The 14,765-nt window shown below is 63.1% G+C and carries 13 protein-coding genes; 6 read left to right on the forward strand and 7 right to left on the reverse strand.

The window, feature by feature from the left end; translation table 11 throughout:
- The first annotated feature begins 25 nt into the window (after nucleotides 1-25).
- Nucleotides 26-2,923, forward strand: coding sequence for an EAL domain-containing protein (locus EC912_RS04535; protein ID WP_132141967.1), 2,898 nt, complete (start codon nucleotides 26-28; stop codon nucleotides 2,921-2,923).
- Nucleotides 2,924-2,942: 19 nt separating this feature from the next.
- On the opposite strand, the gene EC912_RS04540 is transcribed toward EC912_RS04535, so the two are convergent.
- On the reverse strand, nucleotides 2,943-3,860 hold the full coding sequence (locus EC912_RS04540) for an Hsp33 family molecular chaperone HslO (RefSeq protein WP_279389022.1): 918 nt from the start codon (nucleotides 3,858-3,860) through the stop codon (nucleotides 2,943-2,945).
- A 170-nt stretch (nucleotides 3,861-4,030) separates the two neighbouring features.
- On the opposite strand from EC912_RS04540, the gene mtgA reads away from it, so the two are divergent.
- The 3 genes from mtgA to EC912_RS04555 all read left to right on the forward strand — a co-directional run bounded on the left by mtgA (nucleotide 4,031) and on the right by EC912_RS04555 (nucleotide 6,185).
- The gene (gene mtgA, locus EC912_RS04545) at nucleotides 4,031-4,723 is read left to right on the forward strand and encodes a monofunctional biosynthetic peptidoglycan transglycosylase (RefSeq protein WP_243649154.1); all 693 of its coding nucleotides are present in this window, start codon (nucleotides 4,031-4,033) and stop codon (nucleotides 4,721-4,723) included.
- Between the two features lie 9 nt (nucleotides 4,724-4,732).
- Nucleotides 4,733-5,656, forward strand: coding sequence for a glycosyltransferase family 2 protein (locus tag EC912_RS04550; protein WP_279389018.1), 924 nt, complete (start codon nucleotides 4,733-4,735; stop codon nucleotides 5,654-5,656).
- Nucleotides 5,657-5,756: 100 nt separating this feature from the next.
- A complete protein-coding gene (locus EC912_RS04555) occupies nucleotides 5,757-6,185 on the forward strand; it encodes a CBS domain-containing protein (RefSeq protein ID WP_132141971.1) in 429 nt (142 codons plus the stop codon).
- On the opposite strand, the gene EC912_RS04560 is transcribed toward EC912_RS04555, so the two are convergent.
- Both EC912_RS04560 and EC912_RS19350 read right to left on the reverse strand, forming a co-directional pair.
- Entirely contained in the window at nucleotides 6,182-7,462 is a 1,281-nt protein-coding gene (locus EC912_RS04560; RefSeq protein ID WP_279389019.1) for an NTP/NDP exchange transporter, read from the reverse strand. The genes EC912_RS04555 and EC912_RS04560 overlap by 4 nt on opposite strands.
- Nucleotides 7,459-7,644 carry a hypothetical protein gene (locus EC912_RS19350; protein ID WP_165973503.1) on the reverse strand — a complete coding sequence of 62 codons (186 nt, stop codon included), beginning with the start codon at nucleotides 7,642-7,644 and terminating at the stop codon, nucleotides 7,459-7,461. Before EC912_RS19350 ends, EC912_RS04560 begins: the two co-directional genes overlap by 4 nt.
- A gap of 52 nt (nucleotides 7,645-7,696) precedes the next feature.
- Here EC912_RS19350 and EC912_RS04565 point away from each other — a divergent pair, with 52 nt between their 5' ends.
- Complete coding sequence (locus EC912_RS04565; RefSeq protein WP_207906766.1) at nucleotides 7,697-9,031, forward strand: serine hydrolase domain-containing protein; 1,335 nt, start codon at nucleotides 7,697-7,699, stop codon at nucleotides 9,029-9,031.
- A 168-nt stretch (nucleotides 9,032-9,199) separates the two neighbouring features.
- Here EC912_RS04565 and EC912_RS04570 read toward each other — a convergent pair whose 3' ends face one another.
- From EC912_RS04570 to gcvH, 3 genes are all read right to left on the reverse strand, one after another.
- On the reverse strand, nucleotides 9,200-10,240 hold the full coding sequence (locus tag EC912_RS04570; protein WP_132141972.1) for an energy transducer TonB: 1,041 nt from the start codon (nucleotides 10,238-10,240) through the stop codon (nucleotides 9,200-9,202).
- Between the two features lie 262 nt (nucleotides 10,241-10,502).
- A complete protein-coding gene (metJ, locus tag EC912_RS19780; protein WP_343136918.1) occupies nucleotides 10,503-11,090 on the reverse strand; it encodes a met regulon transcriptional regulator MetJ in 588 nt (195 codons plus the stop codon).
- A gap of 511 nt (nucleotides 11,091-11,601) precedes the next feature.
- A complete protein-coding gene (gene gcvH, locus EC912_RS04580; protein ID WP_132141974.1) occupies nucleotides 11,602-12,000 on the reverse strand; it encodes a glycine cleavage system protein GcvH in 399 nt (132 codons plus the stop codon).
- A 327-nt stretch (nucleotides 12,001-12,327) separates the two neighbouring features.
- Here gcvH and EC912_RS04585 point away from each other — a divergent pair, with 327 nt between their 5' ends.
- Nucleotides 12,328-13,485, forward strand: coding sequence for a DUF3103 family protein (locus EC912_RS04585; protein WP_165973508.1), 1,158 nt, complete (start codon nucleotides 12,328-12,330; stop codon nucleotides 13,483-13,485).
- 45 nt (nucleotides 13,486-13,530) lie between these two features.
- Here the strand turns inward: EC912_RS04585 and gcvT are convergent, their stop codons facing one another.
- The gene (gene gcvT, locus EC912_RS04590; RefSeq protein ID WP_132141976.1) at nucleotides 13,531-14,640 is read right to left on the reverse strand and encodes a glycine cleavage system aminomethyltransferase GcvT; all 1,110 of its coding nucleotides are present in this window, start codon (nucleotides 14,638-14,640) and stop codon (nucleotides 13,531-13,533) included.
- Nucleotides 14,641-14,765 lie beyond the last annotated feature (125 nt).

Genomic DNA, 14,765 nt, shown 5'->3' on the forward strand with positions numbered 1-14,765 from the left:
CCCTGACCCGGAACCGCCGCCAGCGATGACCATCGCTTCTGAACACAGCACGGCCACGACTGAGTCCTATCCGGGGGACTACGAACCCCTGCACGGGGCGGTCGAACGACTCTTCCGCGCAGCCGACGCGGAACTGGTCGCGGACGAGTGCCGCCTGCTGGTGACGTGTTTCGTTCCCGACGCCAAGGTGACCTGGCGCAACGCGGACGCCCCGGTCGACGACCTGCCCGGCCACGTGGCGCTGGAGCTTGCCGTCGAACCGCGGACGCTGCGGGTACTCGACCTGCGCACCGCCAACACCGATCGCCACCTCTGGCACGACCCGGTGTCCTGGGTCGGACGCCTGGCCGCCGTTCGCCTGCGCCAGCTCGCGGAGACCGCGAATCTTTACGAAGCGATCTCCCGCCTGGCGCTGGCCGAACGCCTGCAACGTGCGCTGTACGCCATCGCCGAACAGGCAGGCGCCGAGCACAACATGAAGGACATGATGAGCTCGCTGCACAGCATCGTCGGCAGCCTCATGTATGCGGAAAACTTCTTCATCGTCCTGTTCGACGCCCAGGCCCAGACGGTACGGTTCCCTTATTTCGTCGACTCGCTCGACCCGGACATCCCCGATCCCGAGGGCGTCCGTCCAATCGACGAGATCGAGCACAGCCTGACGTGGTACCTGCTGCACGAGGGCCGCTCGATGATGGGCGCCAGCTCCGATCTCGAACTGGAAATTCCCGGCCCGCACCGTCGTGCCGGCCCGCCCAGCGAGGACTGGCTCGGTGTGCCGATGAAACGCGGCGACGACGTCGTCGGCGCACTCGTCGTGCAAAGTTATCGCGACGACACGCGCTACACGGAAAACGACCGCGAACTGCTGACTTACGTCGCCCAGCACGTGCAGACGGCGCTGGAGCGACGCCAGGCCCACGAAGAACTGGAACGCCGCGTCACCACCCGTACGGCCGCATTGCGCGAGGCCAACCGCGTGCTGCGCCAACAGGTATTGCAGCGCCAGCGCGGCGAACGGTTGCAGGCCGCACTGTTCCGCATCGCCGAACTCGCGAATACGTCCGACAGCATCGAAAATTTCTATGCCGCCGTGCATCGCGTCATCGGCGGCCTTCTGTACGCACGCAATTTCTATATCGCACTGCTCACCGAAGACCAGAGCAAGCTCACCTTTCCCTACTCGGTCGACGAAGTGGACGGCGCGCGCGAACCGCGCGAGCTGGGACGCGGACTGACCGAGTTCGTGCTGCGCAATGGCAAGGCCCTGCTCGCCGACCGCGACGAAGTCGACCGGTTGCACCGCGAGCAGATCCTGACCAGCAGCGGTGCACGCTCGCTGCACTGGCTTGGCGTTCCGCTGATCTGGAACGAGAAATCCATGGGCGTACTGGCGGTTCAGAGCTATTCGCCCGAACACACCTATAGCCCGCGCGACCAGGAACTGCTGACCTTCGTCAGCTATCACATCGCCAATGCGCTGCAGCGCAAATACACCACCGAATCGCTGAAGCAGGCATATGCCAGCCTCGAGCGCCGCGTGACGGAGCGCACCCGCGCTCTGGCGCTGGCCAATCGCGATCTGCGCGAACAGATCGCCGAGCGCGAGCGCGTCGAGCGTCGCCTGAAATACGAAACCCTGCACGATTCCCTGACCGGACTGCCGAATCGCACGCTGCTGCTGCAGCGGCTGGAGCAGGCACTCAATCACTATCACGAAGATCCCACCGCACTCTTCGCCGTGCTGTTCATCGACCTCGATCGTTTCAAGGTCATCAACGACTCGGTAGGCCACCTCGTGGGCGACGATCTGCTCTTCCAGGTCGGCGGACGCGTGCGCGCATGCCTAAAAACGCGCGATGTCGTGGCGCGTCTCGGCGGCGACGAGTTCGCGGTGCTGGTCGAAGGCATCACGGACCCGCAATCCGCCACGCAGATCGCCGAGCGGATCATCGACCAGTTACAGGCGCCGTTCCGTCTCGGCCCGAAAGAGATCTTCACCTCGGCATCGATCGGCATCGCGTTACCGACGCCGGAGTACAAGCGACCCGAAGAATTGCTGCGCGATGCGGATTCGGCCATGTACCGGGCGAAGGACGAAGGCCGCCACCGCGCCGCCGTATTCGACGATCGCCTGCGTCGCGAAGCCTTGTCGCTGCTGGAACTGGAGGGCGACCTTCGCCGTGCGTTGACCCGCAACGAGTTCGTTCCGTACTACCAGCCCATCGTCGAACTGGCCGACAGCCGCGTCGTCGGTTACGAAGCATTGCTTCGCTGGCGACATCCGGAACGCGGTTTGCTGGCGCCCGCCGATTTCCTGTCCGTCGCAGAGGACACCGGCTGCGCGGAGGCGATCGACTGGCAGATATTCCAGCAGGTCTGTCTCCAGGCACGCGCGCTGGCACGCAACGAGGGATTCATCAGCATCAACGTTTCGGGAAGCCACTTCCGTTCGCCGAACCTGGACCAGCGCTTGCTCGACCTGCTGGCGGAGCACGACGTACCTGCGCGTTCGATCCGCGTGGAAGTCACCGAACGCGCGCTGCTCGAGAATCCCGCGCAGGTTAAACGCATGCTCGACAATCTGCGCGCCCACGGCGTGGGTATCGCGCTGGACGACTTCGGCACCGGCTACTCATCGCTGAGCTATCTGCACCAGTATCCGATCGAGACACTCAAGATCGATCGTTCGTTCGTGGTCGAACTGTCGGACGAAGGCGAAGGCCACAGCACGGCCGTCGTCCGCGCGATCCAGGCGCTGGCCGACTCGCTGAAGATGCAGGTCATCGCCGAAGGCATCGAGACGGAATCGCAGAAGCGCGTGCTTCAGAGCGTCGGCTGCCGTTACGGTCAGGGCTTCCTGTTCGCGCAGCCGGCACCGGCGACCAAGTGGCTGCGCGCTCCGTTGACCCTGAGTCTTTAAGAGCGCGCTTCCTCGCCGCTTACTGCAACGTCGAGGGGCCTTCGGAAGCATCGGCGCCGCTCAGCAGGTGCTCGGCGTCCACACGGTCGAACGTGTAACGGGTGGCGCAGAACTCGCAGATCACTTCGATCTCGCCGCCACGCTGTTCCAGCGTGGCCTCGATTTCGTCGCGCCCCAGCGAGCGAAGCATGGCATCCACGCGCTCGCGCGAGCACGTGCAACCGAACGCCACTTCGCGCGGATCGTATAGCCGCACGGTTTCTTCGTGATACAGCCGGTACAGCAGATCTTCCGGACGCGTGGCGAGCATTTCGGCCATACCCAGCGTATTGGTGAGCTGACTCACGCGATTCCACGCATCCAGATCTTCTTCGGCCGCGCTGTGCCCGCCCTCGCCCGGCACCCGCTGCAGCATCAGACCAACGGCCTGATCGCCGTCCGCGGCCAGCAGGATGCGGGCGGGCAACTGTTCGGATTTCTCGAAATAGTTTTCGATCGCGCCCGCCACATCGGGAGCATCGTCCAGGTCGACCAGGCCCTGGTAGCGTTGTCCACGCTCGGCCGTGCCAATGGTGATCGCCAGCATGGCCGCGGGCAGCTCCTTCAGGTCCAGCGGCGAAGGCAGATCGCCCTCCCAACGGGCAAGGCCGCGCAGGCGACCTTCGTCCGTGCATTCGGCGAACAACATACGAATCGCTCCATCGCTGCGAAATTCGAGCGACAGCGATCCTTCGAATTTGATATTGCCGGTCAGCAGCGCGCTGGCAGCGATGGACTGCCCCAGCAGATCGCGCAGCTCGTCCGGATATTCCGCACGCGAGGCGATTTCGCGCCAGCTCGTGCCAAGACGCACCAGAACACCGCGCACGCCAGCGCGTTCCAGCATGAATCGGTGCAGTACGTCTTCGACGGGCACCTGTTCGACGATGGGCTCAATCACGGTAGTCCTCCGGGTCAAGCCGCGAAAGATGGGGGTTCCGGAGCGCGGGGGCAAGGCGCCGCCGCCGGACTCATGCGTCGCGGGCAAACGTATACTGCCGCATCCCTCGCCATGCCGACACCATGAGCCCCGAACACCGACCGACAGTCCGCCGCCGTATCGTTCGCATGCTCGCCGTTCTTGCGGTGTCATGGCTGGCGCTGTCCTGCTTCGTCGTACTGGCGCTGCGCTTCATCCCGCCCTGGACCAGCGCCATGATGATGGAACGCCGTGTAGACGCCGTACTGCAGGGAGAAAAGGACTTCACACTACGCCATCGATGGGTTGCGTGGTCGCAGGTATCGTCCCAGGTGCCGCTGGCCATGGTCGCGGCGGAAGACCAGAAATTCCCGTTTCATCACGGTTTCGACGTGGACGCGATCCAGGATGCCATCGATGCCGCCGACGACGGCAAGCGCCTGCGCGGCGCCAGCACTATCAGCCAGCAGGTCGCCAAGAACCTGTTCCTCTGGAACGGTCGCAGCTTCGTGCGCAAGGGACTCGAGGCGTACTTCACGGTACTTATCGAGACTCTCTGGCCGAAGCAGCGCATCCTCGAGGTCTATATGAATATCGCGGAGCTGGGCGACGGCGTTTATGGCGTCGGCGCGGCCAGCGACGCGTTCTACCGGCAGTCGCCCGCCCAGCTTTCCCAGAGCCAGGCCGCGCGGCTGGCGGCGGTACTACCCAATCCCAGGAAACTCCGTGTCGACGCGCCCAGCGCATACGTGCAGCGTCGCACGACCTGGATCACACAGCAGATGGCACACCTCGGCGGACCGGATTACGTTACCCGCCGGAATCCATCGAGCACACGCTGAAGGATGGACATGCAATCGTTAATCGTCGTCGTTCCCGCCTATAACGAGGCCGATGTACTCCCCGCATTCCACGGACGGCTTATGGCCGTGCTGGACGCCATGCCCATCGCGAGCCGCGTGCTCTACGTCGACGACGGCAGCGCGGATAACACCTGGTCGCTCATCGACAGCCTGTCCACCGCCGACGAGCGCGTCGGGGCGATCCGGCTATCGCGCAATTTCGGCAAGGAAGCGGCCATGACGGCCGGTCTCGACCGTGCCGACGCCGATGCGGTCGTCGTCATCGATGCCGATCTGCAGGATCCGCCGGAACTCATTCCCGACCTGCTGGCACGCGCCCGCGAAGGCTTCGATGTCGTCTACGCCACGCGCGCCGCGCGGGACGGCGAAACGGCATTCAAGCGTTTTACGTCCGCCGCGTTCTACCGCGTCATGGAACGTCTTTCGGATACGCCCGTTCCCCGCGACACGGGCGACTTCCGCCTGATGTCGCGCCGCGCGGTCAAGGCGCTCGGCGCCCTGCGCGAACGGCAGCGATTCATGAAGGGACTGTTCGCATGGGTGGGTTACCGGCAGACGTCGCTCGTTTATCACCGCGACCCGCGCCTCGCCGGCAAGACGAAATGGAATTACTGGCGCCTGCTCAATCTTGCGATCGAAGGCCTGACTTCGTTTTCCACGGCGCCGCTGCGGCTGGCCACCTGGCTCGGACTGTCTGCCGCGCTGTTCTCGTTCGTCTACGCGATGTGGATACTGATCAAGGTGCTGTTCTGGGGCGACCCGGTGCGCGGCTACCCGACGCTGATGATCGTTATCCTCTTCCTGGGCGGCGCACAGCTCCTGGCTCTCGGCGTCATCGGCGAATACGTCGGTCGCACCTATGCCGAAAGCAAGCAGCGTCCCCTCTACTACGTGGACGAAGAGCGTCCGTAGCCCTCCGGGAGGCGTGCCTTCACCTGACCGTTACCCCCGCAGGCAATGCGGGAGGTAGACTGACCGCGACAGCGTTTCACGACCATCCGGGAGGGAAGCAATGCGCCAGGTGAAGCATCTGCTGGAAACCAAGGGAACGAAGGTTTATTCCATAGCGCCCGACGTACCGGTGCTTGAGGCGGTCAAGCAAATGGCCGAGCGCGGCGTCGGTGCCCTGGTGGTATTACGCGGCGATCGTCTCGCCGGCATCGTTTCCGAGCGCGATTACGCACGCAAGGTCATTCTGAGAGGCCGCTCCTCGTCCGACACCGCCGTTTCGGAAATCATGACCGAGCCGGTGCTTACCGTAGGCGCCGAAGCCTCGGTGGACGATTGCATGCGTCTTTGCACGGATAGCCACATCCGCCATCTTCCCGTCGTCGACGGCGATCGCGTCATCGGCATGATCTCGATCGGCGATCTGGTGAAGGCCGTGATCGACGAGCAAGCCGAGGAAATCGGCCAGTTGCATCGTTACATCGCAGGCTAACCTCGTTCTTCGGGAAGCAGATCGGGCGCGCGGGCAGCCCTGCGCGCCACGACCGTGGCCAGGCCCGAGAGGGCGGCGCAGATCAAACCGAGACCCGCGATCGTCACGCCCACGCCGCGCAACGCCTGGATGCTGGTGGTCACCAGAAGATCGCCGAAGCGCCAGACCGTGGTCTCGATGAAGTTCTTGCCCTTGTAGCGCGCCTCGCGAGGCATGCGCGTATAGAGAGCATCCGACGCCGGCTTGGTCATGCCGTACGCCAGTCCCCGCGTGCCAATCTGAACAATGGTCAGCAATGAAATCGCCACGCCGAACATCTGGATGTCGGGCGTGCCGAAAATCGCCACCAGCGCAAGCAGGACGAAATTCACCACCGAAGGAACCACCAAGCCCCAGCCCGCACCGAACCGGCGCAGGATCAGCGGCGTAAGCGTGACCTGGAGCAACGCACCCAACAGATTGATCGCCAGGTCCAGATGCGCATAGAAAGCGGTGCGGGCGGCATTGTCGAGATAGTGCGCCTTCGCATAATCGGCAACGAGCGCGTAGGCCATCGTGGCAATGCCGTCGCTCAACAGCATGAGGAAAGCCATGTTGCGCAGGAATGGCTGCGACCAGGCGGCCTTCACGCCTTCCAGCAACGAACCGCCGATGGGTTCCTGCTCTTTCGCATGAACACCGGATTCGGCATCGCGACGGGCAAGCACCAGGAGCAGCCCCAGCGCGATCAGCAGGACGACCGCCGAGACGACAAGCAGCGGCGCCACACCGACCAACCCGACCAGAGCCGACGTCAACGCCGGACCGCACAACGCACCGCCCATGCCGCCCAGCGCGATCAGCGAGAACAGGCGCCGCGCCTGCGCGCTGTCGTAAATGTCCGCCATGAAGCTCCAGAAGAGAGACACGACGAACAGATTGAAAACGCTGACCCAAACGAAGAACACGCGTCCCAGGGCCTTCGCGCCGATCTGATCCTGAATGAGAAAAGCGGGTATGAACGCCACGAGACAGACCACGAAGAACACGTAGCTGACGATAAGCACGCGTCGTCGCGGAAAGCGGGAAACCACCCAGCCGAACACCGGGGTCAGCAGCAGCATCACTACAAACGTGATGGCGTAGAAGGCTGGCAACCCGGCCGCCCCCACCGCGCCGCTCAGCTGATCGCGTACCGGACGAATGATGTAGTAGGACGTCATCACGAAAAAAAATGCGATGGACGAAAGCGCAAGAGCGGGGCCCTCACCAGAGGCGACTTGTCGACGTGTGTTCACGTGAGGTCCGGTAGAAGAGGGGCTTGTGCGGCGCGGCAAAGCCTAGCATGGGTATCCACCTTAGCGTCGGCGCCCATCTGGCCGCCACCCCGGCCCGTTCCCGGCACGCCGTACGCGTTGTGGGCAGCGCTGAAGTAAAAGACAATGGCCGCGACAATGATCGAGAGTACGATCAGCAGCATCCAGTTCCTTTACCCGCGGCGTGTCCCCACGCCTCAATGCCGCGAGAACAGCATGTCGTTTCGTTTCGCCCTTCTGCTCGCTACCGCCCTGCCCTGTGCCCTGGTCGCCACCAAGGTCGCCGCCGCACCGCCCCCGCCCCCCACCAAGCTCCCCGTCGTGCACGTAGACCCCGAGGCGCAGCATCTGCCGCCCGAGCGCGTGCGCGCCACGATCGAAAGCTATAAGAAATGGCTGGATGAAGTCGAAGCCCGCGATGGTGCTCCCGCCGTCGTCACGGCGCTCGTTGTCGATGACAAAGTCGTCTACGAACGCGCCATCGGCTACGCCAACGCAAAAACGCACGAAGCCGCCACGCCGGAAACGGTGTTCCGTCTCGCGTCCCTTTCGAAGGCCTTCGCTACCGGCGTCACCGCCGTCCTTGTACGCGCAGGCACGCTGAGCTGGGATACCAAGCTCATCGACACCATTCCGTATTTCAAGCTGAAGGATATGCAGGCCGCGCAGCAGGCGACGGTGCGCGACATCCTCGGTCAGCGCCTGGGCCTTCCGCGCAATACGTACGATGCGATGCTGGAAGCCGACGCGCCTTACGAAGAACTGGTCCGCAAGCTCGACGAGGTCGACCTCTCGTGCAACGTCGGTCAGTGCTATGGCTACCAGAACGTCGCCTTCAGCATGATTGGCGACGTGATCTACGCCACCACGGGCGACTATTTCTTTCGCCAGGTAGAGCGGCGGATCTTCCAGCCCCTGGGAATGAATAACGCCAGTTACGGGCGCGACGCGCTGGAGGCCAGCAAGAGCTGGGCCCGGCCACATCGTGGCGGTCCGCACAACTGGATTCCGTACGAGCCGAACGATAGCTATTACCGCGTGGCCCCCGCCGCTGGCGTGAACGCCAGCCTGCGCGACATGGAGCAGTGGCTGATGGCGCAGATGGGCGGGCGGCCGGACGTGCTGCCCACGCCCTCCCTCGACGTGCTGCATGCACCCGAAGTGTCGACGCCCTCCGAGGAGCGCTCGCTCCCATGGCGACGCGCACGGGTCACCGATGCCCATTACGCACTCGGCTGGCGTGTCTTCAAGTACGCCGACGAAACGCTGATCTATCACGCTGGCGCCGTCTCCGGTTACCGCACGATGATCGGCTTCTTCCCGAAATACCACGCAGGCGTCGTCACGATGTGGAACGCCGCGAGTCCGATGCCCGCCGGCCTGATGCCGATGGTGTTCGACAGCATGCTCGGATTGCCGCACGTCGACTGGGCAGGTGTGGAGAGCGCGGCACCGGCGACGCATGCCGCGCCGGCGAAGTCGAAAGGCAAGGCGGCGGGTACGAAGAAGTCCAAGGCGAAGACGGCGAGCAAGAAGAAAGCGAAGCCCTGATGGTCGGACGCCGCAACCAACGCGGCGATGCGGGTGACCGGCAAAGACCTCACCCGCGCGCCGTCGCTCCTGCGCAGGGGCGACGGTGAGGAATACAGGTACTGAGGGAATTCACACAAAAAAAGGCGCGCCCTCCCGGGCGCGCCTTTTTCGCTTCCCACCCGGAACTCAGCGCCCCAGATTGAACAGGATGCGGCGACGCAGCGTCACCGGCATCGGTTCGCCGTTACGCATGGCGGGCTTGAACTCCCAGCGACCCACCGCGTCGAGCGCGGCGCGATCGAAGACATGCTTGGGCTGCGAGTCGACGACCGATACATTGGTCACCACACCCTGGCCGTCGACGCTGAGTTCGACATCCACCCAGCCTTCCTGATTGGCACGCATCGCAGCCGTCGGATAGCGCGGACGAACCTGCTTGGTAAGCACCGCATCGCTGATCGCATCCCCATCCCCACCTGCCGCTGCCGCTGGTTTCGCCGCTGCCGGTTTCGCCGCGCCGACAACCGCCGCCGATGCCTGTTGCTGCTGCGCCAGGCGAGCCGCCTGCTCACGCGCGACCTGCTGACGCTGCGCCTCGGCTACCTGATCGGCAGCCTGCTGCTTGGCCGCCGCCGCTGCGGTCTGCGCTGCGAGCTGCTGTTGCTTCTGCTGGTCCAGTGCCGCCTGCTGCTCGCGATCGAGCGTCTTGCGCTGCGCGTCCAGCTTCGAGCGCAGGATCGTCAGCGTGTAATTTTCCGGATCGGCCTTGGCCAGCAGATCGATTTCACGCTGCGCCTCGCCGAAGTCCCGCTGATTGATCGTCTGCTCGGTCGCCGTCGCCCCGAACGGGAAGGTTTCGCGAAGCGCGTCGGCGGCCACCGGGTGGCCAGGCTGCTTCTCGAGCACCTTCATATAGAACTCGAATGCGTTGTTTCCCGCCGGCGCGACGAGACGCTGCTCGTTCATTGCCTTGCGAGCCTCGGCCAGGAGCTGGTCGACACTGAGCGATTCGACGTTGGCCACGGGCGGCGCGGCTTTTGCGGCGGCAGCCGTCGGCGCCACTGCCCCGACCGGCGCGATGCCCTGATTGGCGTCGCGGTAGGGTTTGACAATGAGGAACCAGGCAGCGATGGCAAGCGCCAGAACAATGACCATCACGGCCAGGACAACGGGGCTGACGGCCCCGCGCACGCGCATGCGTGCCGGAATGCGGTTTCGGGTTTGCATGGTTGCTCGCTGCAGGTTCATCGATACGCGCGCCCCCTGATGGCTTGAAGCGGAAGACCCCCCGTCTCCCGCAGCGCGGATGTGGCTGAAAGGTAACTGCAATAGAGCCACGGGTCCAGCAAATGAACCTAGGAGGTTTTCTTGGGGGCCGAAACGAAGAACCCCGACACGAGGGCCGGGGTCAAGTCTTCGAGTGTCTCCCTGCGCTGGGCACCGCAGGGAGATAATTCGAAACGACAGCTCTTTCTTATTAGTGTGAAGCTTACTTCTTGGCCTTGGCGGCCTTGGTCGCGCGTACCACCTTGGCAGCGGCAACCTTCTTGGTAGCAGCCTTGCGCGGAGCAGCCTTGCGCACGGCCTTCTTCACAGCCTTCTTCACCGCCTTCTTGGCGGCAACCTTCTTCGCGGGTGCCTTGCGGGCAACCTTCTTCGCGGCGGCCTTCTTGGCCGGCGACTTGCGGGCTACGGTCTTCTTGGCAGCGGCCTTGCGAGCACCGGTTGCCTTCTTCGCGACCGGCTTACGGGTCGATGCTTTCTTCACCGCGGTCTTCTTCACGGCGGCCTTTTTGGTGGCCTTCTTGGCCGCGGATTTCTTGGCAGTGGCTTTCTTGGTTGTAGCCATGGTTCGTCTCAGCTCCTCATCAGTTGGCAGTGGTTGCCCAGTAAAAGCGTGGAGGAACGCTTCGACCAGCAGATCGCTGTTCGTCGCGTGCCTCAGGTTATTCACCTGGCGGCGAGTGCGTTCATCGGATAGCAGACGCAACACGTGCAGCGGAATCGAGACAGTGATCTTGCGTACCGCTCCCGCTTTGTAACCGTGTTCGACATACGGCCTGATGAATTTTCCCATTCCCATATCACCCGTTCCCCGTCAATTGACGCAAAAGCTATTCCTGAACATACCCGCTGTCAATAAAATTTGGTCATGAAATTAAGACCTTGCGGGTGGTTTATAGCACCCCCGAATTACGCCACAGGGGCATCCGGGGGCACGTTTCGCATACCTTCGATAATCGTTTGGATGTCCAAAGACAACCCGTGCAATCGAGTACGAATGCGACAAAAACACCTTAAAAAAAGCTATTTTCTTAACAACCGTCCGCAGCGCTCTCCGCGGGAGGTTCGCGATCTAGCGAAGCGAAACGTTGCGCGCTGGAGCTCGGCCCAACCCCGATTTCGGGGCATGAACGGAAGTCGACTGAGGTGAAAAAAAATTTCCCGATCGACCGCCATTCTGGTCCGGAATGGTCGCTTCGACACCCTTTCGCGGTCGCCGAGGCAAACCGACGCGGTCGCACCGCAGACAAAAAAAGATGCCGGTCGCGGACGACCGGCATCTTTTTTTTGCGTCGAACGATGGATCAGTGGTCTTCGTTTTCGATCAGTTCGGCGTACGCGTCGGCATCGAGAAGTTCATCGAGTTCCGCCTTGTCGGTCATCTTGATCCTGAAGATCCAGCCGGCTTCCCAGGCATCCTCGTTGATGGTTTCCGGCTTGTCGCTCAGCACGTCGTTCACGGCGACGATTTCGCCGGAAACGGGAGCGTAGATATCCGACGCCGCCTTCACAGATTCGACAACCGCCGTGCCGTTGCCTGCCTGGACGCTTGCTCCCAATTCCGGCAGCTCGACGTAGACGAGATCGCCGAGCGCGCCCTGCGCATGATCGGAAATACCGACCGTGACGGTCTTGCCATCGTCTTCGATGCGGACCCATTCATGGGACTTCAGAAATTTCAGATCGCCGGGAATCTCACTCATGGGGGTCTCCAGGGTGTCGTGTGTTGGGGAGGGCTGCCAGTTATGGGACGTAGTGTACTTCAGAGCGCACGAATCGAAAGATCGAAGAACTTGAGAGGGCGACGCCCAATAAAAAGGACCACGGGATCACCTACCGGCATCTGATCGATTATCCCGCAGACCTGTAAGGCTCGCCCTGCATATCCGCTTATGCAAGGACGCCTAAGGTGCTAGCCGTCGACATCGCCACGCCCATGCCAAACATCAGGCCGGGGCGAGCGACGGCGGCACCGCATGGCGACCCCCTTTAATGCGCCATGACCTCCCCACATGAATTGGAAAAGCATCATGAAATGGAATACCCACAAGAAGCTGCTCGCGACCGCCCTGGCTCTGTGCCTGTCGGCACCGCTCCTGGCCGCGCCGGATACGGCAAATCCCGTTGCCGCGGCCACGCGGGACGCCGCGCAAACGGTGGCCGGCATGCTCGGCGAACCGGCCTTCGATCGACTGCTAGGCACGCGCCTTCTTGCCGGCCCGGCGCAATTGCATGACCTCGTGTCCCGGTATCAGAACGAACATGGCATCAGCGACGCGACCCGGCACCTTCGGGAAGCGGATCGCCAGGCCCTTCATGCCAAAGGCCTGGATGGAATGCTGGCGGGAGCTTTCGAAGTGCGTCTCGTATTGCCCGCGGGATCGACTGGCGTGCCGCAAGATCTGAGTACCCTGCTCGTTGCGGCCGCCCCCCAGGGCGAACGGGATGACTCCCACCATGTAAAAGCCTATGACGCCTCGGGCAAGGTCGAGATTCTCGATGTCGATGCCGGGATCGACCGTCCGCTGCTCGTCGTCGACATCAACGGCGACGAGACGCTTCGCGCCGGCCTGGAGGTCGTCAGCGCCGCCCTGCAGGATGCGGGCCTTCAATCGCCCGGTTCGCCTGTGAGCCGCGCTCGCGCGGCATCGAAGGCCACCGGCGACCTGACCAAACTCACCAGCCTCCGCCTCGAGTGGGACCACGAGCGTGACGGCCTCGGCCCCGACGCCGAAGTCTTCGCCCTCGTGATGGGCATCAACAAAGCCGGCACCGGAGCGGAAATATCGCCCGTACCGCTTCGCTGGGTGGATCACGATAAGGTGACTTATGAATCGAACTTCCCGATCGTCGTATGGGACGACTACAGCATCGATGCCGTCAACATCCAGCTATGGGAAGACGATGGCGATACCAACTTTCAGGAGATCGCTGTCAATCTGGTAAAGGCGGGAACCGCCGCATTAGCCAGCAACCCGGGCACGGCACCGTACGCCCTGATCGGAAAGATCAGCGAAGCCGTCATCGGCGCACTTTCGAAAGAGTATTTCTTTAACAAGCCCGACTACGTGGACGAGTTCCACCTGATCCGCCGCGGCAAGAACTACGACGGCGTAAAGGGCGTCGTCAAACTCGAACCCGACCAAAGGAACAACGCCACGGCGTCGTTCAAATACGAAGGCCAGTAACTCACGTGCAGCGAGGAGGCATGCCATGCCTCCTCGCTTTGCCGGTTACGCGTCGGCGATACCCGGCTGGGGCTTGCCGTCGCGCACGAACGGGAACTTGACCACGCGCACCGGAACTTCCTTTCCGCGAATGTCCACGCGAACGTCGCCCGGCTCGCCAACGGGAATGCGGGCGAACGCCACCGCCCGATTCAGCGTCGGGGCAAAGCTACCCGAGAGGATTTCGCCCTCGCCGTTGGCCGTGAGCACCTTCTGGCCATGGCGCAGCACACCCTTCTCATCCAGAACGAGACCGACCATCACGCGAGGCACGCCGGAAGCCTTCTGCTTCTCCAGCGCCTGACGACCGATGAAGTCGCGCCCTTCGTCGAGCGAAATGGTCCAGGCCAGCGCGGCTTCCCACGGCGTGACCGTGTCGTCCATGTCCTGGCCGTACAGATTCATGCCGGCTTCCAGACGAAGCGTGTCGCGTGCCCCCAGACCAGCCGGGACGACGCCCGCAGCGTGAAGAGCCTTCCACAGATCAACCGTGCGCGATTCCGGTACGACGATTTCGAAACCGTCCTCGCCCGTGTAACCGGTGCGCGCGATGAACAGCGGCATGCCATCCGGACCTTCAACCTCGGCGGCGGCGAACTTGCCGAGTTTCTCGACACGGACGCGCGTTTCTTCCGGCAGCAGACCCAGCACCTTTTCGCGCGCGGTCGGTCCCTGCACGGCGATCATGCCGAACTCGGGCCGCTCGCGAACCGCGACGCCGAACGCGGTAGCCTGCTTTTCGATCCACTTCAGATCCTTCTCGCGGGTGGCGGCGTTCACCACCAGACGGAAGAAGTCTTCACGAAGGAAATAGACGATGAGGTCGTCGATAACGCCGCCCTCTTCGTTCAGCATGCAGGTGTAGAGGGCTTTGCCCGACTTCGTCAGCTTGTCGACGTTGTTGGCAACGAGCTTGCGCAGGAAGTCGCGCGTGCGCTCGCCGGTCAGGTCGACCACGGTCATGTGGGACACGTCGAACATGCCGGCGCCCTGACGAACCGCGTGATGTTCCTCGATCTGCGAGCCATAGCTGATCGGCATGTCCCAGCCGCCGAAGTCGACCATGCGCGCGCCGAGCTCGCGGTGGGTGGCATTGAGAACGGTCTTGTCGGTCATGGAGGTACCTTGGGGATAGGGCAGCCCCGCATTATCAATGCCGGCCGGCGGCAATCCAAGCGCGGGCGCAACATGCGCCGGCGCACGGGCGGTAGAGATGGCTATACATACTTATATATATGTAG

The organism is Luteibacter rhizovicinus, from assembly GCF_004342265.1.
GTDB lineage: Bacteria > Pseudomonadota > Gammaproteobacteria > Xanthomonadales > Rhodanobacteraceae > Luteibacter > Luteibacter rhizovicinus_B.

Bases quoted from the DNA above. Each gene is read 5' to 3' on its own strand.
- EC912_RS04535 (WP_132141967.1), top strand. From the start codon at position 26: ATGACCATCGCTTCTGAACACAGCACGGCCACGACTGAGTCCTATCCG.
- mtgA (WP_243649154.1), top strand. From the start codon at position 4,031: ATGCTCGCCGTTCTTGCGGTGTCATGGCTGGCGCTGTCCTGCTTCGTC.
- EC912_RS04550 (WP_279389018.1), top strand. From the start codon at position 4,733: ATGCAATCGTTAATCGTCGTCGTTCCCGCCTATAACGAGGCCGATGTA.
- EC912_RS04555 (WP_132141971.1), top strand. From the start codon at position 5,757: ATGCGCCAGGTGAAGCATCTGCTGGAAACCAAGGGAACGAAGGTTTAT.
- EC912_RS19350 (WP_165973503.1), bottom strand. From the start codon at position 7,644: ATGCTGCTGATCGTACTCTCGATCATTGTCGCGGCCATTGTCTTTTAC.
- EC912_RS04565 (WP_207906766.1), top strand. From the start codon at position 7,697: ATGTCGTTTCGTTTCGCCCTTCTGCTCGCTACCGCCCTGCCCTGTGCC.
- EC912_RS04570 (WP_132141972.1), bottom strand. From the start codon at position 10,240: ATGCAAACCCGAAACCGCATTCCGGCACGCATGCGCGTGCGCGGGGCC.
- metJ (WP_343136918.1), bottom strand. From the start codon at position 11,090: ATGGGAAAATTCATCAGGCCGTATGTCGAACACGGTTACAAAGCGGGA.
- gcvH (WP_132141974.1), bottom strand. From the start codon at position 12,000: ATGAGTGAGATTCCCGGCGATCTGAAATTTCTGAAGTCCCATGAATGG.
- EC912_RS04585 (WP_165973508.1), top strand. From the start codon at position 12,328: ATGAAATGGAATACCCACAAGAAGCTGCTCGCGACCGCCCTGGCTCTG.
- gcvT (WP_132141976.1), bottom strand. From the start codon at position 14,640: ATGACCGACAAGACCGTTCTCAATGCCACCCACCGCGAGCTCGGCGCG.